The sequence below is a fragment of the Aeromicrobium sp. CF3.5 genome (assembly GCF_051262695.1).
Classification (GTDB): domain Bacteria; phylum Actinomycetota; class Actinomycetes; order Propionibacteriales; family Nocardioidaceae; genus Aeromicrobium.
In genome coordinates this window covers 76,891-98,597 of sequence record NZ_JBIMEZ010000003.1, presented here as the reverse complement: position 1 = coordinate 98,597, position 21,707 = coordinate 76,891, and the positions used below count along the sequence as shown (strand labels likewise).

The 21,707-nt window shown below is 65.0% G+C and carries 19 protein-coding genes; 11 read left to right on the top strand and 8 right to left on the bottom strand.

The annotated features are described in order from the left end of the window. Positions 1–10 precede the first annotated feature (10 nt). A complete protein-coding gene (locus ACHAA3_RS07320) occupies positions 11–2,200 on the top strand; it encodes a 3-hydroxyacyl-CoA dehydrogenase NAD-binding domain-containing protein (protein ID WP_435708315.1) in 2,190 nt (729 codons plus the stop codon). An 83-nt stretch (positions 2,201–2,283) separates the two neighbouring features. Here ACHAA3_RS07320 and ACHAA3_RS07315 read toward each other — a convergent pair whose 3' ends face one another. Further along, on the bottom strand, positions 2,284–3,495 hold the full coding sequence (locus tag ACHAA3_RS07315; protein ID WP_435708314.1) for a DUF222 domain-containing protein: 1,212 nt from the start codon (positions 3,493–3,495) through the stop codon (positions 2,284–2,286). Between the two features lie 274 nt (positions 3,496–3,769). Here ACHAA3_RS07315 and ACHAA3_RS07310 point away from each other — a divergent pair, with 274 nt between their 5' ends. Next, complete coding sequence (locus ACHAA3_RS07310) at positions 3,770–5,857, top strand: KAP family NTPase (RefSeq protein ID WP_435708313.1); 2,088 nt, start codon at positions 3,770–3,772, stop codon at positions 5,855–5,857. A 66-nt stretch (positions 5,858–5,923) separates the two neighbouring features. On the opposite strand, the gene ACHAA3_RS07305 is transcribed toward ACHAA3_RS07310, so the two are convergent. Next, positions 5,924–6,958 carry an IS110 family transposase gene (locus ACHAA3_RS07305; protein WP_435708312.1) on the bottom strand — a complete coding sequence of 345 codons (1,035 nt, stop codon included), beginning with the start codon at positions 6,956–6,958 and terminating at the stop codon, positions 5,924–5,926. A gap of 401 nt (positions 6,959–7,359) precedes the next feature. After that, positions 7,360–7,986, bottom strand: coding sequence for a hypothetical protein (locus ACHAA3_RS07300; protein WP_435708311.1), 627 nt, complete (start codon positions 7,984–7,986; stop codon positions 7,360–7,362). Positions 7,987–8,257: 271 nt separating this feature from the next. Here ACHAA3_RS07300 and ACHAA3_RS07295 point away from each other — a divergent pair, with 271 nt between their 5' ends. Then, positions 8,258–9,235, top strand: coding sequence for a PIN domain-containing protein (locus tag ACHAA3_RS07295; protein WP_435708310.1), 978 nt, complete (start codon positions 8,258–8,260; stop codon positions 9,233–9,235). Between the two features lie 154 nt (positions 9,236–9,389). Here ACHAA3_RS07295 and ACHAA3_RS07290 read toward each other — a convergent pair whose 3' ends face one another. Further along, entirely contained in the window at positions 9,390–10,289 is a 900-nt protein-coding gene (locus ACHAA3_RS07290; protein ID WP_435708309.1) for a helix-turn-helix transcriptional regulator, read from the bottom strand. A gap of 85 nt (positions 10,290–10,374) precedes the next feature. Here ACHAA3_RS07290 and ACHAA3_RS07285 point away from each other — a divergent pair, with 85 nt between their 5' ends. Next, a complete protein-coding gene (locus ACHAA3_RS07285) occupies positions 10,375–11,118 on the top strand; it encodes an SDR family oxidoreductase (protein WP_435708308.1) in 744 nt (247 codons plus the stop codon). Positions 11,119–11,322: 204 nt separating this feature from the next. Here the strand turns inward: ACHAA3_RS07285 and ACHAA3_RS07280 are convergent, their stop codons facing one another. Continuing rightward, positions 11,323–12,228 carry a trypsin-like peptidase domain-containing protein gene (locus ACHAA3_RS07280; protein ID WP_435708307.1) on the bottom strand — a complete coding sequence of 302 codons (906 nt, stop codon included), beginning with the start codon at positions 12,226–12,228 and terminating at the stop codon, positions 11,323–11,325. A 209-nt stretch (positions 12,229–12,437) separates the two neighbouring features. Here ACHAA3_RS07280 and ACHAA3_RS07275 point away from each other — a divergent pair, with 209 nt between their 5' ends. From ACHAA3_RS07275 to ACHAA3_RS07265, 3 genes are all read left to right on the top strand, one after another. Next, the gene (locus ACHAA3_RS07275) at positions 12,438–13,436 is read left to right on the top strand and encodes a phospholipid scramblase-related protein (RefSeq protein ID WP_435708306.1); all 999 of its coding nucleotides are present in this window, start codon (positions 12,438–12,440) and stop codon (positions 13,434–13,436) included. 434 nt (positions 13,437–13,870) lie between these two features. After that, positions 13,871–15,898 (top strand): Ig-like domain-containing protein, encoded by a 2,028-nt coding sequence (locus ACHAA3_RS07270; RefSeq protein WP_435708305.1) that lies wholly within the window; start codon positions 13,871–13,873, stop codon positions 15,896–15,898. Beyond that, on the top strand, positions 15,888–16,541 hold the full coding sequence (locus ACHAA3_RS07265) for a hypothetical protein (RefSeq protein WP_435708304.1): 654 nt from the start codon (positions 15,888–15,890) through the stop codon (positions 16,539–16,541). Before ACHAA3_RS07270 ends, ACHAA3_RS07265 begins: the two co-directional genes overlap by 11 nt. 143 nt (positions 16,542–16,684) lie before the next feature. Here ACHAA3_RS07265 and ACHAA3_RS07260 read toward each other — a convergent pair whose 3' ends face one another. Continuing rightward, the gene (locus tag ACHAA3_RS07260; RefSeq protein WP_435708303.1) at positions 16,685–17,221 is read right to left on the bottom strand and encodes a hypothetical protein; all 537 of its coding nucleotides are present in this window, start codon (positions 17,219–17,221) and stop codon (positions 16,685–16,687) included. A gap of 206 nt (positions 17,222–17,427) precedes the next feature. On the opposite strand from ACHAA3_RS07260, the gene ACHAA3_RS07255 reads away from it, so the two are divergent. The 3 genes from ACHAA3_RS07255 (at position 17,428) to ACHAA3_RS07245 (ending at position 19,405) form a co-directional block, all read left to right on the top strand. Next, positions 17,428–18,240: an ArsR/SmtB family transcription factor gene (locus ACHAA3_RS07255; RefSeq protein ID WP_435708302.1), complete on the top strand. Its 813-nt coding sequence runs from the start codon at positions 17,428–17,430 to the stop codon at positions 18,238–18,240. Beyond that, a complete protein-coding gene (locus ACHAA3_RS07250) occupies positions 18,233–18,736 on the top strand; it encodes a hypothetical protein (RefSeq protein ID WP_435708301.1) in 504 nt (167 codons plus the stop codon). Before ACHAA3_RS07255 ends, ACHAA3_RS07250 begins: the two co-directional genes overlap by 8 nt. Before the next feature lie 75 nt (positions 18,737–18,811). After that, positions 18,812–19,405 carry a methyltransferase gene (locus ACHAA3_RS07245; RefSeq protein ID WP_435708300.1) on the top strand — a complete coding sequence of 198 codons (594 nt, stop codon included), beginning with the start codon at positions 18,812–18,814 and terminating at the stop codon, positions 19,403–19,405. 35 nt (positions 19,406–19,440) lie between these two features. Here the strand turns inward: ACHAA3_RS07245 and ACHAA3_RS07240 are convergent, their stop codons facing one another. Beyond that, the gene (locus ACHAA3_RS07240) at positions 19,441–20,253 is read right to left on the bottom strand and encodes an NAD(P)H-binding protein (RefSeq protein WP_435708299.1); all 813 of its coding nucleotides are present in this window, start codon (positions 20,251–20,253) and stop codon (positions 19,441–19,443) included. 85 nt (positions 20,254–20,338) lie between these two features. Here ACHAA3_RS07240 and ACHAA3_RS07235 point away from each other — a divergent pair, with 85 nt between their 5' ends. Then, the gene (locus ACHAA3_RS07235; protein WP_435708298.1) at positions 20,339–20,761 is read left to right on the top strand and encodes a winged helix-turn-helix transcriptional regulator; all 423 of its coding nucleotides are present in this window, start codon (positions 20,339–20,341) and stop codon (positions 20,759–20,761) included. Between the two features lie 21 nt (positions 20,762–20,782). Here ACHAA3_RS07235 and ACHAA3_RS07230 read toward each other — a convergent pair whose 3' ends face one another. Then, the gene (locus tag ACHAA3_RS07230; RefSeq protein ID WP_435708297.1) at positions 20,783–21,643 is read right to left on the bottom strand and encodes a class I SAM-dependent methyltransferase; all 861 of its coding nucleotides are present in this window, start codon (positions 21,641–21,643) and stop codon (positions 20,783–20,785) included. Between the last annotated feature and the right edge of the window lie 64 nt (positions 21,644–21,707).

Here is a 21,707-nt window from a genome sequence, read left to right as displayed (position 1 = left end):
AGCCACTTTCATGACTGAAGCAGTTCGTTACGAAGTCAAGGACGGCATCGCGCACCTCGTGCTCGATGACCCCAGCCAGAGCGCCAACACGATGAACCAGGCGTACACCGACTCGATGGAAAAAGCTGTCAATGCTTTCGTGAGCGATATCGAGACCAAGGGTGATCAGGTGCTCGGCGCCGTGGTGTCCTCGGCGAAGAAGACCTTCTTCGCCGGTGGTGACCTGAAGCTGATGACGCAGGCCACGAAGGACGACGCCCCCGAGCTGTTCGCGAACGTCGAGCGGGTCAAGGCCACGCTGCGCAAGCTGGAGACCTCCGGCAAGCCGGTGGCCGCGGCCATCAACGGCGCTGCGCTCGGCGGCGGACTCGAAATCGCCCTGGCGTGCCACCACCGTGTGGCCGCCGACGGTCGCTACGAGATCGGTCTGCCCGAAGCCACACTGGGCCTGCTGCCCGGCGGCGGTGGCGTCACCCGCACCGTGCGCATGTTCGGCATCGCCGACGCGCTGATGAAGGTCCTGCTGCAGGGCCCGCGGATGAAGCCGGCCAAGGCCCAGGGCCTCGGCCTGGTCGACGAGGTCGTCGCTCCTGACGACCTCCTGTCGACGGCGATCGCCTGGGTGAAGGCGAACGCCACCAACGAGGAGGCTGCGCAGCAGCCGTGGGACCGTGCGGGCTACAAGATGCCCGGCGGCAAGCCCACCACGCCGTCGCTGGCCGCGATCCTGCCGTCGTTCCCGTCCAATCTGCGCAAGCAGGTCAAGGGTGCTGACTACCGGGCGCAGCGCAACATCATGAGCGCCGCGGTCGAGGGTGCGCTGGTCGATTTCGAGACCGCGACGCGCATCGAGAGCCGCTACCTGGTCGAGCTGATCGTCGGACAGCAGTTCAAGAACATGACGCAGGCGTTCTTCTTCGACCTGGGCGCCATCAACGCCGGCAAGTCCCGTCCCGACGGCATCGAGCCCACCAAGGCCGAGAAGGTCGCCGTGCTCGGCGCGGGCATGATGGGCGCCGGCATCGCGTACGTCTCGGCCCAGGCGGGGATGAACGTCGTGCTGAAGGACGTCTCGCAGGAGGCCGCCGACAAGGGCAAGGCCTACAGCGAGAAGCTGCTCGACAAGGCGCTCGAGCGGGGCAAGATCACCGCAGAGAAGAAGGACGAGGTCCTGGGTCGCATCCTCGCGACGGCCGACTACGCCGATCTCGAGGGCTGCGACTTCGTCGTGGAGGCCGTCTTCGAGTCGGTCAAGCTCAAGCACGAGGTCTTCGCGGAGGTCGAGAAGGTCGTCAAGCCCGACGCGCTGCTCGGCTCCAACACGTCGACGCTGCCCATCACGGGCCTGGCCGAGGGTGTGTCGCGCCCCAAGGACTTCATCGGGATCCACTTCTTCTCACCCGTCGACAAGATGCCGTTGGTGGAGATCATCGCTGGCGAGGACACCTCGGACGAGGCCATCGCCCGGGTCTTCGACTACACCAAGGCGATCAAGAAGACGCCGATCGTGGTCGGCGACAGCCGCGGCTTCTTCACCAGCCGCGTCATCGGCACGTTCGTCAACGAGGGCATCGGCATGCTGGCCGAGGGCGTCTCCCCGGTGAGCATCGAGCGCGCCACCACGATGTCGGGCTTCCCGGCGCCGGTGCTGCAGCTGACCGACGAGCTCAACATGGAACTGATGGTCAAGATCCGCAACGAGTCCAAGGCTGCGGTCGAAGGAGCTGGCGGCACGTGGGAGCCGGCGGCCGCCGAGACGATCATCGACCAGATGATCGAAGCGGGTCGCGCCAGCCGCCTCAAGGGTGCTGGTTTCTACGAGTACGACGAGGCCGGCAAGCGCACGGGCCTGTGGTCGGGTCTGGCCGAGAAGTTCCCGGTGTCGGACACGCAGCCGGCGTTCGAGGACCTGAAGGAGCGACTGACGTTCATCATGAGCATCGAGTCGGTCAAGTGCCTCGACGAGGGCGTGCTGCGCACGATTCCCGACGCCAACATCGGCTCGATCTTCGGCATCGGCTTCCCGCCCAACCAGGGCGGCGTCATCCAGTACATCAACGGGTACGAGGCTGCTGACGGATCGCTGGGCGTGCAGGCGTTCGTCGACCGGGCGCAGGAGCTGGCCGCGCAGTACGGCGACCGCTTCACCCCGCCGGCATCGCTGCTGGAGAAGGCGAAGAACGGCGAGACCTTCGTCTGATCGATCGATTCATCCAGCTGGCCCCGCGACCATTCGGTCGCGGGGTCTTCTGGTTCTGGCATTAGATCGGCAAGAGCCGTCGGTCAGTGATTGGCCAGCAGGTGGGCGGTGCGGTGTTCCATCCTCGACGGCGGCGACTCCGGCGGTTGTCGGTGGGCCGGTTCGGCGTCGACGGTTCGTCCGGAGGGTAGGACCCACTGGATGATGCGGTGTCCTTTGAGGATGTGGTGACGCCGACAGAGGGGCCACATGTTCTCGCCCGAGGTTGGTCCGTCGGGCCAAGGTTGTCGATGATCGCCATCGCACCGATCGGCCGGAACCAGACACCCCGGTGCCTGGCACACGCCGTCGCGGAAAAGCAACGCGAGCTTGAGTGATTCTGGGGCCAGTCGGCCGAGGTACTGGTGGGCCAAGACGTCGTCGGTGACCGGGTCGACGATCAGCCGGTGCCAGATGGGGTTCGCGACCAGGTCGGGACTCAGGACCCAGGAGGCCGGGCACGACCAGCTGCCATCTGCCGATTCAGCGAACCCGTCGCGAGCGCCGGTGAAGGTCTCCGCTGACAGCTTGACCGCGATGTGGGCGTGGATCGAGGTCTCGCCGTCCTCGTTGTTGGTCAGCCAGGAGGCGAGGAGATCGGCCTGACGCTGCGCCAAGGTGCGCGGGTCATCGGCACCCATGGCCTTGGCCTCGACGGTCAGTCGCTTCATCGCGGCCGCGGCCTGCGGGGACGTCAGTCCGGCCAGCAGGGTCGCCATCCCGTCATCGCCGTGGCGGACGTCGACCCGACGACGCTCCCGGGCTTGTTCGGCACGTTCGAGGGCGAGGTCGGTCTCGACCCGGTCAACGAATCGCCGCAACCACCGACGAAGTTCAGAAACGGTGTGGGACTCGGCGTAAGCGACGACGCTCTGATCCAGACGAATGTAGGAGTCGTCGCGCTGCAACATATCGACCGTGGAGGAGATCTCCCGCATCCGCGCCTCGTTGATGGTCCCGTCGTGGAACGCCAACCACACCCGAGGCGTGTGCTCCCGGACCCGATCAGCCGACGCCAACCGCCCGTGGACCTGGGCCTCGGACAACCCCATCGCTTGCCCGATCTCCAGCACCACCACAGCCCGCTCGACCTGCCGCATCAACGGCCGATCCAACCCAGCAATCCGCTGATACTCAGCATCGCGGTAGCCGATCATCGCTTCTATCGCCCGAGCCTCCGCGCGAGCCTGCACCCGAGCGAGCTCGGTCAACCGACCGGTCTCCAGCTCATCGTCAGCGCACTCGTGGTTGCTCATATGTCCAACCTAGAGGCACCCACCGACATCAGCTTTCACGCCGGAAACCCGGTGTGGATACAGGTCATGGCACATCGGATCTCAAGCAAGAGCGGTCCCTTCAGTGCCAGTCGTCCTTTAAACGACGGGCGCTGCATATCGCCCACTTAGACGCAAGTTGGGCCGAGCGTGGGAAGTTGTCGGCACTCCGCCGGGTGCCGGGAAGCGAGTCCGATTCCCCTCGATCTCAGCCGATCGAGAGACAGACGGGCAGCCCCCCGGGGACACTGGTCGTATGGCCGAGGCGCAGTGGACAGATGAGCCGCTCGGGTCGACGAATCAGGACACCCTCGATCGTGCGCTCTACGCAAAGCGGGCCGCAGAACGAATTCATGTGAGTCACTCGTTTGAGTCAAGCTCCGTCTTCGGCCTGAGCGGACCTTGGGGCAGCGGCAAAACGTCGTTCATCAATATGACTGTCGAAGAGTTGAAACAGGCGCATCCCCAATGGGTAGTCGCGCGCTTTACTCCTTGGGCGACGAGCGACGTCGCCGGGCTGCTGGGTGAGTTCTACTCGTCCCTGATTGCGGCGCTACCCAAGAAGAAGACACGGCATGTGAAGCGCGCTCTTGCCGCTACGGCCAGAGTGGCTGCGCCCGCTACGACCGCTATTCCGTATGGGGGCGGCTCTGTGTCGCGGCTACTCACCTCGATCAGCGGCGCGCTCACCCAATCGCCGTCGTGGGAGAAAGCTTTCCGAAAAGCAGAGACGGAACTGAAGAAGTTTCAGTTGCCGATCCTACTTGTAGTAGACGACATCGACCGCCTCCACGTAGACGAACTGATGGTCCTGCTCCGGGTGGTACGGCTTCTGGGACGTTTCGACGGTGTCCAGTACCTGCTGGCCTACGACGACGAGACACTATTTCGGAACCTATCTACTGCTCAGGCTGCAGGAGAGAACGATGGTTCTGCTGAACGCTTCATGGAGAAGATCGTCCAATATCCGCTCTTGGTGCCGCCGCTCTTAAGACACCAGCAGTTGACTCGGCTCAATGCTGGCTTAGGACGTGTGGCTCGGGGGGATCTCGATGAAGACGGCCGCATTGGTGCGTTGATCGATTCGTTTTTGTCGCTCTTGCAGACGCCCCGCTCGATCGACCGGTATATCGCCCAGCTTGAGCACCATCTGCCGCTGATGCCGCCGGACGAAATCGATGACGTCGACGTGATACTTCTGACTCTGATCAGGATGAGTTTTCCCCGACTATTCAGCGAGATTCCACCGAACAGAAACGAACTGATCGCTGGTCATACGGGCGAGATGGATCTTAAGAGTCGACCGTTCGAGTACGTGCGGTTTGATCCGGACCCGTTATTCGGCCTGGTTCCAGATCGGCATCGAGCGCACGCCAAGAAGCTGCTTGTCTCGCTCTTCCCCAATCTCAGAGAGAAAGGCCAGATTGGTGTCAACGGAAGCCGAACCCGGCGGGGTGTGGGAACCGAGGAGTACTTCGATAGGTACTTCGCGATGGGCATTCCCGCTCATGACGTCAGCGACGCGGAAGTGTACGCCGCTGTTGATGCCGCTGCAGGTGGTGATGGCGAGGGCCTAACCGCGCTCCTGGTCTCTGTGGAGGACGCCCGACGCCTTCTGATCGTCGGCAAGGCAGCCGAGCCTAGACGACAGCCATCGACCGACTCAGGTCGACTGAAGCTTGTCGAAGTGCTGACCAAGATCGTGAACGAGATGCCAGACGAAGGAGGTACGCCGTTCGGTAGCCAGGACCAGATCCTGAGCTGGATCGGCCGTCTCTTGATCGAAGTCGACCGAAACGCACCGCCCACGAAGATTCTCGATGCCCTTGCTGACTTTTCGAGCAGCGCCCTTCGTATCCGCGCTTGGCGCCGCGTGGGCTACGAACTCGAGAACCGGAGTAGGGAGACCGTGCCGGGTTGGCATGAGGCAGTGAACCAAACGCTCGCTGATGAAGCGGTGAACGGATTCCTCCATCATCTGGAACTGGGCGATGAAGCGCCCGATCAATCGAGCGTCGGCTATCAGCTACATTTCGCGATGGGTGCAGGACGAATTGACGAACTCAAGCGCGAGATCGGGACGCTCATGGACACTGGCCGCATCGACCGATCAACACTCGCTTCCCGCCTGGTCACGGCGCGCACCTACACCGGTATGAAGCCAGACTGGACGTTGTCTGAGGATTTCGATCAAGAGACCTTCGACCGACTTGCGCCCCCCGGCCACGATCCTTGGTATGACGAGCCGGTGGTAGAGGTCGACGCCCGCGATTTGACCTGGACGAATCGTCGTCGCTTCGTCACAGGACGTGTGAACGCGCCACCGGTCGAGTCGACGTCCTAGTTGTCAAAGATCAGAACGGATATCGGCCAGTCGCGACACCTCTTGGTACGACGCTCCTATGCTTCGTCAAGCCAGCTGTGGGCCACTTTCGAGTAGGCGGTAGAGGTCGCGGGCAACGTAGCGAGCAAGGCAGCGTTTGATCTCTCGGCTGGTCTTGCCTTCTGCTGTGCGGCGGGCGACGTAGTCGCGGGTGGCCTGCTGGTACTGGATCCGGCTCTGGACCACGGTATGCAGGGCGTTGTTGAGGTTCCGGTCGCCGTAGCGGTTGAGCCGGTAGCGGGTGGTGACCTGGCCGCTGTTCGCCGGGATCGGTGCCACGCCGGCGAGCATCGCGAACGCCGCTTCGGAGTGAATCCGGCCGGGGTGGGACCAGGCGCACAACACCGTCGCGGCCACGATCGGTCCGACACCGAACTCCTCGAGCAGGTCAGGACGCCAGCTCCGGATGACGGCCACGATCGCCTTCTGCAGCTCCCGTGCTTCTTTCAGCATCGCGTGCGCGCGACGTGCCAACGTCCGCAGCGCCACCACGGTGCTGGTCGTCTTGGTGTCCCAGGAGGCGTGCAGTCGCAGGTTCGCGGCGGTATTGAGCATCGCGGCAAGCTTCTGACCACGGAACCTGGTTCGGATCGGTTCGGGTGCTGCGATGACCAGGCTGAAGACCTGCAGTTGGGCTTCGGTGGAGGCATTGATTGTGGAGCGGCGAGCAGCCAAAAGCACTGACAGAGCTTGACGTTCGCCCCCGGCACGAGGGGTTCCCAACCGTGGTCGGGCCATCGCCTCACGCGCAGCACGGATCGCATCGAGCGGATCGGACTTGGCGCCGTTGCGGCGCGCAGCCCGCTTCGGACGGTCCAACTCGATGACGATCTCCGAGGCCTCCAACAGGTGACGACTCAGACCGGCGCCGTGACCACCGGTCCCCTCAATCGCCCAGGCTCGCAACATCGCGTGGTTGTTGGCGAACTCCACCAGCTCGCCATAGCCCTCGGCTGTCGCCTCGACGGTGATCTCGTCAAGGACACCACCAGTGGCAGCATCAACCACAGCCGCGGAGTGGGTATGGACGTGAGTGCCGACGCCGATGACGACATCGACCACCTCACGCAGATCGGTCAGACTGTTCATGCGTTCTCTCCTTCGCCGGAATGGGACGTGGTTCCGGTCCGGGACAAAGGCTCGGCAGGACTGTGATGAGACACGCCAAGCGCTACCAACGCCTGGCGGTCAAGCTCCTGATCAGGCCAGCTCCTCTGCTCGGGCCGGGGCCGGCAACCACGAGCGGACAAGTCGCAGCAAGGCAGCATCGCCAGTCAATCCAGGGGTCACACCCGCGGTCACCAACCACAGCCCAGCACTTTCAGGCTGCGTTGGCGATCCTCACAGTCAATCCACCGCGATCCGGAGAGTCCAACCAAATACGAGCAGACGCCGAAGGCGGCGGTCTTCCCTGCGCGTCGAAATTCATACGCGCGGTGTGACTACTTGGGCGCGGACGCAGCTCAACTTTCGTATGCATCGCGGCACTGTTCATATGCCCACGAACCCCATGTAGTTCCGATCCAGCCTTGGTCCGTCTCGATCGCCGGAGTTTGCTTCGGGGGGGCCAAGCGCGCCAGATCTTCGACGATGGCGATCAATCCCAAGGCCCGCAGCCGCGGCAGGCTCGCGTGCACGATGCCGAGGCCGTGTGTGTCCATGAGATAGAGCTCGTCTGGACTGATCTTGCCCGCTGGGTGACGATCTTGTGAGTAGGCCGCGACCAGCACGCGAAGGTCGAACGGATCCAGGTCTTGAACGTCCTTCATCAGTCTTTGATATTGGTCGATCTTTGCGTGGTCAGCGAACGCATTCGCCACAATCGAGGCCAGCACCTCGCGGTACTCATCGTCAGGCGAGCGAATGGCGCGATCAAGCCCGTCGACCAGTAGGTCGGCAAACGAGTCGTCATCCGCGACGCGTTCTTCGAGATCAGCCAGTTCGTTGGAGCACTTGGCGCAAATCGTTTCGGTGAACTCCTTGCCGCGGCGCTCCCAGGTACGTCGCACCTTCAATCCCGCCTTCGCGGACAGCGGAAACCCCGATGGAAGCCCGCCCTCGATGAACAGCTCAATTTCGTTGTCGCTCATGGTGCGACGCTACGCGTTCTCTCGAACCCAGACCCTAATTCTCGCCTAACCTGGTTGCACCAGCCTTTGGCCTACCGGACGAGCGCGTACGCCCCATCTGGTTGCTAAACGGGAGGCTGCTTTCGGACGGCGCCCGTGAGGGTGAGTCATTCCGCCGCGACGGCTCGCCCAGAATCACGCAGGAGGAACCACCAGTGCTCCCCACGGACCTGTCGTGACAGCTGGACGATTGCGGGGAGTCGCCAAGATCCTCGGCTACTAGGCTGCCCGCATGATTGTCCTCGACAGCAACGCAGTGCGCGGCGACGGTTTCGGGGCGTCCTGCAACGCCACCTTGCTTCATGGACTCGCGGTGGTCTGCGGCCACCCGCTGGCACTCCCTCAACTGGTGCTCGACGAGGACCTTGCCAACTACCGCCGGTCAATCCAGGGGTACCTGGACGCCGGCGATACCGACAAAGTCTTGGCCGCCGTCCCGACATGGGTCCGGCGCGCTGATGTTGCCCGCGGCCTCAGCACCGACATGCCGAACACCAACACCGCGGCGCAGTATCGAGAAGAAGCGCTCCGCAAGGTCTTCTGGAAGATACTGCCGAGCCCCGAGGGCTCTTCGGACGAGGCACACCGGCGTGAGGTGAACCGAGATCGACCGGCCTCCATTAGTGGCGGCGAAGGACGCGACGTCGTCATTTGGCTGACAGCCCTCGCAGCAGCCAGCGAGGTGGCTCCTCATCAGCTCATCTTCGTCAGTAGGGACAGGGCGTTCCGGTTCGAGGAAACCAACCGGATGCATGGTGAACTCCTAAGTGAAGCGCCGCCGAACTTTCGGTACCTCCCGACGGTCGAAGCCGTTATCGACCGCCTCAGCTCCCATGCCGATGCGGACGCTGAAGATGCAGGGAGTCCGGACGTCCTCAACGCGATTGCACGCACCGCCACGGACGGCAACGACGACCCAAACCACGACCTTCGACGCGACCTTTGGGGGTGGGAACCACAAGGCCTCCCACCCCACGCAAGAACTGCCACCGTCACTCCCAGCCTCCACGAGGTGATGGAAGTTGAGGCCCGTACCGTGGGCGCGACGCGACTCACGGCGATCAACGCCGTCTACCGACTGGACCTCCACTGGACCAACGCCGAGCAGGCCGCCCTGACAGTCCGCCTCGGCATCTTGATGCGCCACGAAGAGGAGCTCCTCGCCCCCGTACGAGTCCTCGCGCGCAGCGGACTGCAGCTCGCGCCCTAGCCGTTGTTCGGAGGCGATCCGCTTTGATCTCCGCCCGCAGACGTGCTCAGTTGCCGTGCCCTCGCCTGAAGCGATGAGTGCGTCTTATCACCGCGTCTGATCATGGGCCAGGCCTGAGCCCCGTAGACCGTTTGCCCGATTGGACACGCGCGGCTCAGACGCGCAGTTCCTGCTTGCCAATAATGGTGAGAAGCTGCAGCTTCTCGTAGCTCTCGCTGCCGGGCGTGGCCGTGAACACGAGCAGCGCCTGATCCTGGTCGACGTCCAGCAGTGTCTGGCAGTGCAGCTCCAGCCGACCGATTTCTGGATGGTCGAAGCGCTTCTGCTCGGTGTGCTGGAGGCCGACCTCGTGCTCACTCCAGACTGCGGCAAACTCCGAGCTCTGCTGCAACAGGCGCGCGGCCACGCCTGCCGCGCGCGAGCGTGGACCGTGCAAAGCAGCCGCGCTGCGGAGCTGGGCCGTGAACACGGAGGCGTGGTGCGCGCGATCCTCGGCGGGGTAGATGAGCTGCGACGACGGGTCGGTGAACCACCGGTAGACGTTGCTGCGCGCGAGTCCCGTGAAGTGCGTCTGATCGCCGAGCAGGGCCACGGCAGGACCAGTCTGGACGAGCGTGGCGTCGGGCCCGCCCATGATCTGGGCCGGGGTGTCGGCGAGGCGGTCGAGCACCCGCATGAGACCGGGGCTGACATGGTCGCTGCGCTGCGTACGGCGCGGCGCGGTGTGCCCGACCAGCGTGAACAGGTGGTCACGTTCGGCGAGTGTCAGGCGCAGCGCCCGAGCGATCGCCGCAGCCATCTGCTCGGAAGGCTGCGGACCACTGCCCCGCTCGAGGCGGGCGTAGTAGTCCGTCGACATGCTGGCGAGCTCGGCGACCTCCTCACGTCGCAGGCCCACCGCGCGTCGGCGTGGCCCGCGCGGGAGTCCCACGTCCTCGGGCTGCATCGCCTCGCGACGCTTACGCAGGAAGTCAGCCAGCTCAGGGCTCTCCGCGCCGTTCCTCCAGGTGATCGGGGTGCGTCCAGTCTCGCGCAGATCCCCAGCGGCAACCACTGACCGCCGATCAGTGGTTGTGCGATCACTGGTGCACGATCTCGGCCGCGGGTGGACTGGTGCTTCCCCACTTGAAGGACGAATGATGAAGACCACGGACAACACCATGCTCATCACCGGCGGCACCTCCGGGCTCGGCCTCGGACTGGCGCAGCGATTCCATGCAGCAGGCAACACGGTGATCATCGCCGGTCGTCGCGCTGACCTGCTCGAAGAGATCGTCGCCGCGCATCCAGGGATGGAGTCGATCGTCCTGGACGTGAACGATCCGGGGTCCATCACTGCCGCTCATGCGAGCGTCACCGCGGCCCACCCCGAGCTCAACGTACTGATCAACATGGCGGGCATCATGCTGCCTGAGAACCTGCTCGACGGCAGCGCGCTATCGGTCGCCGAGGACACCATCACCACCAACCTGCTGGGACCCATCCGGATGCTGAACGCGTTCGTCCCGTTCCTGGTGGCCCAGGACGAGGCCGTCATCATGAACGTGTCCTCAGGCCTGGCGTTCGTCCCACTGCCGTTCACCCCCACCTACAACGCCACCAAGGCGGCGATCCACTCGTACACGCAGAGCCTGCGGGTGCAGCTCGCCGAGTCGTCGGTGCAGGTGCTCGAACTGGTCCCGCCGGCCGTCCAGACGGCGCTGATGGGCCAGACGAACGATGAGCGCGCGATGCCGCTGGAGGACTATCTCAGCGAGGTCATGACGCTGATCGCGGACCGCCCGGAGTCAGGTGAGATTCTGGTCGAGCGCGTGAAGTTTCTCCGCTTCGCCGAGGCCGATGGCCGGTTCGACGACGTATTGGCAATGCTCAGCTCGCACTGAGCCCGACTGCAGCAGCGGCCTCGCATCCACTCGAGGTTCTTCGGGTGGTAGGGCCGCTGCCTCGGGGTTCGCACGCTCGGGCGGCTGGTCCAGACTCAACCTATTCGTGCTGTGTCATGCCCCTTGGGCAAGCGCGTCATTTCACCGCGATGGCGGCGCGCGCGAGTTCGTGGTTCAGCGCAACAAACCTGGGGCCTTCACCTCTCAGCGGGGCGAGTCAACGTTCGCCCAGGCTGCTAAGCCAGTGACGGGTGGGAGCGAGGCGGTGTCCGCTGCGGAAAGTATGTCCACGATCGTTGACGCCTTCCACACGAGCCCGAGGTCGCTTTGCTCGTTCGTGCGTCCTGAGTACACGCCCACAAGGCGTTGATGCGGTCCAACTCCTACCGTGATGCCTCCAGCGTCGTTCACGACCCCGCTCGCGGAGTAGATGATGACCGGGGAGCCGGACTGTCCGGGACGGGTGCGCGCGTCAATCAGGAACCTCGGCAATCCGCCGTGGTCCATCACTGGCTCGGACGCTACAGATCCACGAACCCAGACAGCGACATTGCCTCCTGATGACTCCCCGAACGGGAAGCCAACGATGCTGAGGTCCTGGGAGGGACCGACTCCGATCGGCTGACTGAATCCGTTTGTCGTGTAGGCCAGCATCATTCCGCCGTTTGGAACACGGGAGATCGGGAGGACCACAACATCGACATGGGCGCCTAGTGACGGGTGTTCGAACCAACGATGATCGCCTGTGCTGTCATCTAGCAGGATCTCAGGAACGCTCTCCCAGCCAAGTGAAAATTGGCCAGCTTCGGTCTCGACTCGCGGCGACAGATTGTGCGCGATGTGAACTGTGTCGGGAGTTGCGCCGTGACGGTTCAGAGGAGATCCGTCGTCTTGGCGTCGGCCCGTCAGATTGTGCCGATTTGTCACCAGGTACGGGCGGTCCTGCCAGTTGAAGAGGAACCCGGTCCCCTGCGCGAGTTCGAGGTCGCCTTCTGTGACGTGGTTCTTGCAGGTCATGGTTATGCGCACGCTCATCAAGGAGGGCAACTGGATACCCATTTCGCGCAACGTCGAACTGGCCTGCTCAGAAGTAGACATGAGGTGGATCATTCCATCCGCCCAGATCCCAGGCTCGGGTATTGAGACCGAGAGATCGGAGGGCCAGCGTCGCGGACGCGTCCTTCCACCGCGTTTGTTCAAGCGGCACCGCGACGGCGGATCCGGATCGGTTATCCGATTCCTCGCCGACCCTCCCGCGCCGCAAGCTCGCCAACCGAAAGCGCGACCATCGAGGCAGGTTTGTTTAGTACCGTCATTGCGTGCCGCCAACCTCTCCCGCTCAGTGGTACCCGGATCCCTTCCGACGGTACGAGCAACGGTATTGGAACGGGGCGTGTTGGACAGAGCACGTCACCTCGGACGGCATTCCGTCAACCGATCCCCCCGTCACCGTTAGTGTCCCGGCTGACTGGTATCCGGATCCGTTCGGTCGCCATGAGCGGCGCTACTGGGACGGAGAGGTCTGGACTGAGCGGGTGACCTCGAGCGGGATGCAGAAGGTTGACCCACCGGTGCCGCCTCAACCTGTGGTTCATGTCGCCGATCAGCAGGGTAGCGCGAACGAGCCAAAGAAGAGTGCCGGGCGACAGGCGAACCGAACCGCTTCGTCCCCGGATCAGTCAGGGGGAGGAATGCTCTTCACCGAGCGGGTTCTGGTGGTCAATCAGAAGGCGAAGCTGATCGGGAACAGGGTCGAGTACGCCATCTGTGACCAAGGCGGTCGACAGGTCAGCGCTGTCCGTGAGCTCACCCGAGGCATGATGGCGAACGCGGTGTCGATGCGTCCGGCGCAGAACAGGACACGACGACTGCAGGTGATTGATCCCAACGACCGAGTGGTCTTGGCCCTCACTCGTCCGGCGAACTTCGCCAAATCGACAGTGATCGTGCACGATGCCCACGGTGACGAGGTCGGTCGGATCATCCAGAAGAGCTTGGGGGTCATCGGCGGCGTCCGGTTCACGCTTGAGTCGGGCGGCCGGTCGGTGGGTTCCATGAAGGCAGAGGGCTGGAGCTCCTGGGACTTCGCAGTAGAGGACCGAACCGGGAGCGAGGTCGCGCGGATCACCAAGACCTGGGCGGGGTGGGCGAAAGAGAGGTTCACGAAGGCCGACAACTACGTCGTCGAGATCCACAAGGCCCTGGACGAGCCTCTGCGATCTCTCGTGCTGGCAACAGCGTTGACCGTCGACATTGCGCTGAAGCAGGGGCAACAGACGCACAAGTCGTCGCGACGGAGTGCGCGCCGATATGAGTGATGCCTGCACGTGACGTAGCCCGGGCGTCGTTCGTGACTAGCGTCGGTGTCCACGGTCGCCAACAGCCGTTCATCCCATGTGCCTGACAACTCTCCGGGTCGGGCGGGGTTGCCGTGGCGGCAACCGCCATCGCTGAATCGGATACCTACTCCGTTTCTTCGGCAAGGGTGCGTCACTCCACCGCGAATGACCCGGGACGGTTCCGCTGGTGCTTCAGGCCGAATGTCCACGGCCGAATCGCGGCAGATCGCACTAACGATGCCAAGCACTCTGCGTGACCGCTGGTCAGGAGCCACGTTCCCAGCGCCCTGATGTACCAGCGGCGGGACAAGTTCTTTGAGTTGAGCCGTTCTGTCCCCTGAGGCCCGTTCTTGCCCCTAAACTCAACCCCGCAGCTCCGCTCGGGGCAGCATCATGCCTGACTCCGGAGCCGTATGAAGACCTCAGCACGTCCTGCCCTGCGCACCACCCTCGGCCGCGTCGCGGTGGCCGGCGCCGCCACCCTCGCGTCCATGACGGCCGGCGCTCCGTCAGCGTTCGCCGCCGACGACCTCGCGCCGGAGAGCACCGAGCTCCCGACCAACGATGAGACCGCTGCTCCCGCACCGGCCCCGGAGGTCGCCCCCACTGCAGCCGAGCAAGAGCCCCCACCTGTGCAGCAGGAGGTAGAGGAGCAGGCTCCCGACGCCCCGGCTCTCGAGGTCCAGGCCACGCCTGACGCGCCGGAGCAGGTACCGGCTCCGGCGTCGACCGACGAGCAGCCGCAGGCCGCTGAGCCCGAGATCACCGCGGAGGAGGCCGAGTACGGCGCCCAGTCCTTCACGCTCACCGTGACGAGGGCTCCGGGCCAGTTCTTTCCTGAGAGCTACGGGGTGACTCAGTTCGTCCAGACCAACGGCGTCGTCTACCGGGGCACCGAGTTCGTCGACTACATCTTCTGCAACACCGAAATCGGCTTCTCGCCCAGCGCTCCGTCCTCCAGCTCCTGCGTCGACGGGAACGGGAACTCAACGTTCCAGCTGGCTGCAGGTGAGCGCGTCGAGCTCGAGACCAGTGCCTCGCGCACACCGATCCAGAACGTCACCATCGAGCCCTGCCTCGTGGACGAGTGCTCCGCGGCGCCGAAGGACGTCCCCTACCTCGTCGAGGGCCCCGCCCCCAGCGTCCGCGACAGCGACTACCCCACGCAGACCTTCCAGGGCGAGACGATCGATGTCGACCTCTTGGCGAACGACTACATCGGCGACCCGAACACCTCGGTGCGCATCGTCTCCGGACCTTCCCACGGCACGGCCACGCTCGGCTCCGACGGACGTACCCTCATGTACACGTCCGTCGAGGACTACGCCGGCACGGACACCGTGACCTTCGAGGCGACCAACACCAACGGCACGACGACCGCCGACCTGATCTTCAACGTGCGGGACCCTCTCGTGCCGATCTTCGGCGATCAGAAGTACCGGATCGGCGTGCAAATCGAGAGCGGCGCGTTCGTTCCCGCCGGAACGACGACCGCGGGAAGCACCTTCGAGATCGTCACGACGGCACCCGACGGCACGGAGCGCACGACCACGTGCATCACGACCCCGACGGGTCCGGACGGGAGCTCGGACTGCTTCCGGGGCTTTTTCGGCGCCACCGCAGAGCCGGGCGAGCGCGTGGTGATCACCCAGACCGGTGTGCCCGAGGGCCAAGCGATCTTGCCCGACCCCGAGCCCGTCGTCATCGAGCCGTGTGACTCCGAGGCGCCCGGCGCCTGCGCGGACACGTTCGCGAGCTTCGCCACGCCGGGCTCGATCCTGCCCGAGACTCAGCCCGACACCGCCACGGCCGACGAGGGTGGCGAGCCGATCGACATCGACGTGCTGGCCAACGACGACAGCGAGGACCCGAACACCACCCTGAGCGTGACGCCGCTGCCGGCGGGACAGGGAACCATCGAGATCGTCGGCGAGGGCGCTCCTGCGCAACCACCCGTCGACGAGGAGGAGCCGGCAACCCCCGATGAGCCCGTCGGGGTCCTGGCCGTCCCATCGGCCGGATCGCTGGCCCTGCGCTACACGCCGGCCGCGAGCTTCAGCGGAACGGTCCCCGTGCAGTACACGGTGAGCAACTCCAATGGCTCCACCACGGAGACGCTGACCATCACCGTCCGAGCCGGCGCTGTTGACCCGACACCTCCCACCGACCCGGTCGATCCGACGCCCCCGGTCAATCCGGCCAATCCGATCGATTCGGCCGACCCGGCCGACCCCGAGGCGACACCGGGCTCGGAGGAGCCAGCAGACGTGGCGTCCGGTGAGGGCAAGGTCGCCGCGAAGGCGGGCGCGAGCAACGCGTCCTTGCCCGATGCCGGTGGTCCCAACCTCTCGCTGCTGGGCCTGGGCGCTCTGCTGGCCGCGGCCGGCAGCGGCGTGGTCGCACGGTCACGTCGCCGGCCGGCCGTCACGCGTGAGCGCTGACAAAGAGACCGTCGGATTCAGCCTCTGGCACGTCCGGGCCCTCCGCCCGGACGGGTCAGCGGCCTGGGCCGCCGTGGTTCAGTCCTCACGGCATCCCGACGGCACCGAGCTGGAGCTCAGCGAGGTTGAGGCCGTCGAGCAGGTCGGCACCGAGGCGTTCGGGTACGCGCGGTACGGACCCGAGGGCGAGGTTGTCGGCCTCGAGGTCACGGCACACTCGGCCCCCAAGGCGCCGCCGCTGTGGTTCGCCGAGCTCAGGCAGCCCAGCTCGAACCCGCCGGCCACCACGCTGCTCGCGTTCACCGGCCACGGCGTCGAGCCGGGCACGCTGCTGGACCGCGTCGCCCTGCACCAGGTCGGCGTGACGAACGAGGACCAGCTGGCAGCCTTCCGTTGGTACCCGCACTCCGGGTTCAGCGACCAGGTCTACGTCTCTCCCCGGTGGCGGCGACAGACGATCGGTACGGGCCTGCTCGCCGCCGGCGGGACCCTGACCTTCGCCCGCGGCTGGCCGCGTCTGTGGAGCGACGGACAGCGCACCGCCGAGGGCGAGCGGATGCGTCAGTCGAGCCGCTGGGGACACATGACGCAGGACCTGACGCACCTCATGCCACCCATGACCCCGATGGACGAACGGACGTGACGCGCGCCCCTGACGTCGGCCGCCATCGAATCGCGGCGGTTCACAGGGCGAGGGGCAGAAGGCCGGCGTCGGGAGCTGACCCCCGATGGACTGCGTCCCGGGCCCGCCACCGGACGATGCTGGCCTGCGCCGGCACGGGCCGCTCACTGACCTCCGTCATGACCGCCGGAACGCAGCTCCTGAACCCTTCGCCGTAGTTGGCGTTCTTGCAGCCACCACAGAACGGCGACTAGGCCGAAGCTGCCCACTTGTACTGCGAGCGAGATCGAAAAGTCCACCACGAGGAGTCCCAATCCGAGCACCGTGAGCACGACCCATACGGGAATCAGGATGCGCCCGAAGCGGTGCTGGCGGGCCTGCCAGAACTCTGCGATCTCAAGCGCGCGCCTTCGCTCCGCGTGGTCGGCGGGCAAGTCGCCACGCAACGCCTGCTTGGTCACCCGGAAGGAGTCGTCTGGTGAGTTCCCGCCGGCCACCCGGTCCATAGTTCGATCTCGACGAACGGTCATCAGAAGGAACACAGCCCCGATCATCACGCCAGCTACAACCGCTATCGGGACGAGTGGCAACACGTCGAAACCAGCGGCCAGCCCGCCCGCTGCAACCGCGACAACAGTGCCCGCGCCGAGGAAGATAGGCAGAAACCACACCGATTCGAAAGGGTTGCGGGCGCTACTCACGCTTCCGCACCCTACTGGCAGCACAGGGCCGAAGGAAACCAGAATGCTCAAGACGCTGGGGCGGGCAGTCGTCCATCCGAACCTTTCGCTCAGGTCGACAGGTCGCCGTGTCGCATTCCTGTCCCGATAGAAGACAGCGGGGCAATTCGGCACGTGCTCAGCCGATCCCTTGACATTATGCAGGTAAATACCTGCATAATGTGGGCATGAACGAGACAGGGGCGGTGTTCAAGGCGCTTGCGGACCCGACCAGGCGGTCACTGCTCGACAGCTTGCGCAACAACGACGGCCAGACTCTCGGCGCCTTGTGCGAGCACGTCGAGATGACTCGCCAGTCGGCAACGCAACATGTCGACGTGCTGGTGCGCGCCGATCTCATCACCGTCGTGCGGTCAGGTCGACATCGCCTGCACTTCTTGAACGTGACACCGATCCATGAGATCGGGGAGCGCTGGCTCGCCGACTTCGATCAGCCGCGACTTGCGGTGCTGAGCGCGATCAAACAACAAGCTGAGGAGAACGCGGTGTCTTCTACACGCAATTCACATTCGGAGCATCCGACTGCTTCGGTTCCAACGTACGTGTACGTCACCTACATCCGCGCGAGCGCCCAACAGGTATGGGATGCGCTCACCGACTCGGATGCGACAGCGCTGTACTGGGGCCACTCCAACGTGTCCGACTGGCGAGCCGGCTCCGGATGGGAGCATCGACGGCTCGACGGGTCGGGGACAGACGCGGTCGGAACGGTCATCGTGGCCGATCCGCCCACTCGCCTTGCCATCACGTTCGAAGACTCGCCCGAAGAAGATCGCCAGCCGTCGCTGGTCACTTTCACGATCGAGGCGCACGAGGAGATCGTGCGACTGACGGTGACGCACGAGAACCTCCCCAACGAAGACATGCTGCGCGGGATCTCGAACGGCTGGCCCGCGGTCATGGCCAACCTCAAATCGCTGCTCGAGACAGGAGCGGTGCTCCCGCAAGCACCGTGGACGATGGGCAACGCGCATGCTTGACGACACGACGTATCAACCAGACGACGACAACTCCGCACACGAGCTCGCCATCGCGCTCGGCCAGGCCTATGACACCTTCCTGACAGCAAAGCCTGCCCCGACCCAGCCCACGGGCGAGTGGGACACCGAACAGATCCTTGCGCACGTCTGGCTGGTGACCACCTTGACCCTGACCAACGTGGCGACCGTGACGACCGGCCTGAGAAGCATCTACGACAACCGCTCATCCCAGGACGCGTGGACGCTGGCTCACGCCGCCTCGCTAGCTGGCGATGCAGCACAGCTGCGTGAACGTATCCGCGTGCAGGCTCAGGCGTTGGGCATCCTGGTCGCGGCCCTCAGCACCCGAGAGCTCGCCGCGCCAGTGCCAGCCCTGCTGGTCTCCAACGGCGCCTGCCTCGTCGACCAGTCCATGTCGCTGAATGACATCATCCAGGGACTCGCCGAGCAAGAGATTCCCGGTCACACCCGTCAGCTCGCCCGGCAAGACGCCTGAGAAGGAAACCAGCAGCGACGCGGGAAGTTTAGTCCCACACACGGCACGCACGAAGGTCCTGCCTAGGCTCTGGTCATGGAGCCCTCACCGAATGCCCGCACGGTTGAGTCATACGAGAAGATTGCGGTCGATTACGCCCGTGAGACGTCCGGCCGCGGGGTCCTCGCCGGGGCACTGACGCGCTTGGCGGAGGCTGTCCCTGCAGGTCATGTCCTCGAGATCGGCTCCGGCCCGGGTTGGGATGCCGACCAGCTGGAGGAGTCCGGGCTGACGGTTCGCCGCACAGACATCACCCAGGCGTTCATCGACCTGCAGCATGCGCGCGGCAAGGAAGTCGATCGACTCGACGCGATCAACGACGACCTCGGTGGTCCCTACGATGCCGTCGTCGTGCTGCACGTCCTCCAGCATGTCGAGCCCAAGGATCTACACACCGTCCTGTGCAAGGTCGCCCACGCTCTGCACCCGGGGGGCCGGTTCCTCGTGTCAGTACCTCGCGGCGAAGGCACCGATTGGGAGGTCGGTGCGTCCGGCAGTTCCTACTACCGCGCCCTTCGAACCAAGGACGAGTTCATCGACGCCCTCAGCGCGGCGGGACTCGCGCCGGAGTGGACCGACCAGTCTCCTGAGGACGACGGCTGGCTCGTCGTGATGGCCCAGCCGCACTGACCGAGGTCCGGACACAACCGATGATGACGCCAGGGTCAGACGTTCGAGCTCGAGGCTTGTGCAACGTCGGCCGCGACGGCAAGAGCGTCCGCGCCAGGGCGTCCCAGGAGGGTCACCAGATCGGGCGATGTCCCATTCATGAAGCCGTGACGGACAGAAGAGGCGATGGATGTGAGCATCGGTGGCTGGAACGCCATCAGCTCGTCCGACTGGAGCAGCCGTTCCCGGTAGCCGGCCAACGTCACGGACCGGTGTTCGACGCCGAGACGCCGGGCGACGTCATCAGCGGTGATCGGCACGCCCACCAACTCGTACGTCCGCCCGCGATGACGGGCAGGGTCCGCAGCCACTGTGGTCGCGGCGATCGCAAGGTCCTCGCGTGGGACTGCTGACAGGGCTCCGTCGCCGAAGGCTGACTCCAACCGGCCGTCGGTCCACGTGAGCAGAGCACCGAACAGCTCGGCATAGAGGCCGTTGCGAAGGATCGTCCAGTCCAGGCCGCTGTCCTTCACCATCTTCTCGGTCGCCCGGTGTGCCAGCGCGAGCGCGAGGTGGTCACCGTCACCCGTGACACTCGTGTAGACGATGTGTTCGACGCCCGATCGGACCGCCGAGTCGATGGCTGCGCCGTGCCTGGAGATCACCTGGTCGTCCTCCGCGTAGCCGGCCGACACGAGCACCAGCGTCGAGATGCCCTGGAGATCGATGCTGTCTGGATCGTCGAAGTCCATCGGCCGATCATGGTGTGTCGGGGCACGGCTGCCGCCGACGGCACTGACGCCGCGAGCGCTCAGCTCGGCGAGGACGAGCCGTGCGAGGTGTCCGCTGGCTCCGGTCACGAGAATCATGATCTGATGGCTCCTAGGTGGTTCTGATGAGTAACTACCCAGCGAGTCTGGATCGTCCGCGAAAGACCCACAAGGAGGCACTTCGATGTCAGTGACGCACACCGGTGTGACCGCCTCGGCCGCAGACCTGGAGCCATGCGGGCTGCCCGAGCACCCCGACTGCGGGATCCGCGACGTGCTCGACCGCGTCGGCGACAAGTGGTCGGTCCTGATCATCGTCGAGCTGGCGAGCGGAGCCCGCCGATTCCGCGAGCTGCAACGTGCCGTGGACGGCATCTCGCAACGAATGCTGACTCTGACCGTTCGCCGCCTCGAGCGCGACGGGCTCGTCATTCGCACCGTCTACCCAACGGTGCCGGCGCAGGTCGACTACCGACTCACCGAGGTCGGCGCGAGCCTGACGCATCTCGTCAAAGCCCTCGCCGACTGGTCATTGGCTCACCGCGGCGTCATCGCGGAGTCGCGCCACAGCTATGACCAAGAGAATCCCGACAACCAGATGCAGTGACCACTGGCTCGTCGACCACACTCAGACAGCCCTCCGCACCCGGTAGACGTCCACCGGGTGAGGAACGTGCGGGACGCCGGACGTGGGGTGAAGGACCGAAACCGCGTCGAGGTAGTCACGCACGAGAGATCGCAGCGCGGGGGTGAGTCGGGCCTGGACCGTGAAGTCGAGGACTTCGTCGCTCGCGGCTTCCAGGTCAAGGAGAGCGTCGAGCGTGACTGTCTCCTCGGTCTGCAGGCCCGCATCGGCGAACGCGGCCGCGATCTCTTCGCTGAACCACTGCTGGTGACCCTCGACCGGAGGGGCGAGCACGTCGACGAGCTGATTCAGGGCCCCGCGGGGCGCGCTGAGCACCAGCAGCTCACCCCCCGGCTTCAGGAGTGCGTGAGCAGCCCTCAGCGCCGAGCCGACCTCGGGCACGTAGTACATCGAGTGCACGAAGGTGAGGACGTCGAACAGGCCGCTCACAGGAGCATCAGCGAACGACGTGGTGTGCACCTCCGCCGATAGACCTGGCCGCCCCAGGTCGGCCAACGCGGTGGCAAAAGCAGTCGTGCTCCCGATGAACGGGTCGATGCCGACGTAGCGGATCGGTCGAGCCGGCAGCACGTCCACCAGGGCAGCTGCCAGCGGCGCGTCGAGGGACCCGTCGCCGCAGCCCACGGAGAGCACCGCGACCGGTCCGGTGTCGCGGTTGGCCAGTCGAGCGGCGAGGTGGTCGCCGATCAGCGAGCGCTGGTCCGAGCGCGCCTCGAAGGCAGCGTGGCCGCGAGCGTAGGCGTCCGGTGCGAGATCCGGCAGGAGAGTCTCACCGAAGCGAGCAGCGCGCAACTGGTCGAGAACCGCCTGCTGGGATGAGATGGACGGGGATAGGTTGGGCATCAACCAGAGTCAAACACGCACGACACAAACATGCTTGCCACCCGTCGGGAGGCACGGCGAGGAG

Bases quoted from the DNA above. Each gene is read 5' to 3' on its own strand.
- ACHAA3_RS07310 (WP_435708313.1), top strand. From the start codon at position 3,770: ATGGCCGAGGCGCAGTGGACAGATGAGCCGCTCGGGTCGACGAATCAG.
- ACHAA3_RS07230 (WP_435708297.1), bottom strand. From the start codon at position 21,643: ATGCCCAACCTATCCCCGTCCATCTCATCCCAGCAGGCGGTTCTCGAC.
- ACHAA3_RS07235 (WP_435708298.1), top strand. From the start codon at position 20,339: ATGTCAGTGACGCACACCGGTGTGACCGCCTCGGCCGCAGACCTGGAG.
- ACHAA3_RS07280 (WP_435708307.1), bottom strand. From the start codon at position 12,228: ATGATCCACCTCATGTCTACTTCTGAGCAGGCCAGTTCGACGTTGCGC.
- ACHAA3_RS07295 (WP_435708310.1), top strand. From the start codon at position 8,258: ATGATTGTCCTCGACAGCAACGCAGTGCGCGGCGACGGTTTCGGGGCG.
- ACHAA3_RS07240 (WP_435708299.1), bottom strand. From the start codon at position 20,253: ATGATTCTCGTGACCGGAGCCAGCGGACACCTCGCACGGCTCGTCCTC.
- ACHAA3_RS07245 (WP_435708300.1), top strand. From the start codon at position 18,812: ATGGAGCCCTCACCGAATGCCCGCACGGTTGAGTCATACGAGAAGATT.
- ACHAA3_RS07255 (WP_435708302.1), top strand. From the start codon at position 17,428: ATGAACGAGACAGGGGCGGTGTTCAAGGCGCTTGCGGACCCGACCAGG.
- ACHAA3_RS07320 (WP_435708315.1), top strand. From the start codon at position 11: ATGACTGAAGCAGTTCGTTACGAAGTCAAGGACGGCATCGCGCACCTC.
- ACHAA3_RS07285 (WP_435708308.1), top strand. From the start codon at position 10,375: ATGAAGACCACGGACAACACCATGCTCATCACCGGCGGCACCTCCGGG.
- ACHAA3_RS07270 (WP_435708305.1), top strand. From the start codon at position 13,871: ATGAAGACCTCAGCACGTCCTGCCCTGCGCACCACCCTCGGCCGCGTC.
- ACHAA3_RS07315 (WP_435708314.1), bottom strand. From the start codon at position 3,495: ATGAGCAACCACGAGTGCGCTGACGATGAGCTGGAGACCGGTCGGTTG.
- ACHAA3_RS07250 (WP_435708301.1), top strand. From the start codon at position 18,233: ATGCTTGACGACACGACGTATCAACCAGACGACGACAACTCCGCACAC.
- ACHAA3_RS07300 (WP_435708311.1), bottom strand. From the start codon at position 7,986: ATGAGCGACAACGAAATTGAGCTGTTCATCGAGGGCGGGCTTCCATCG.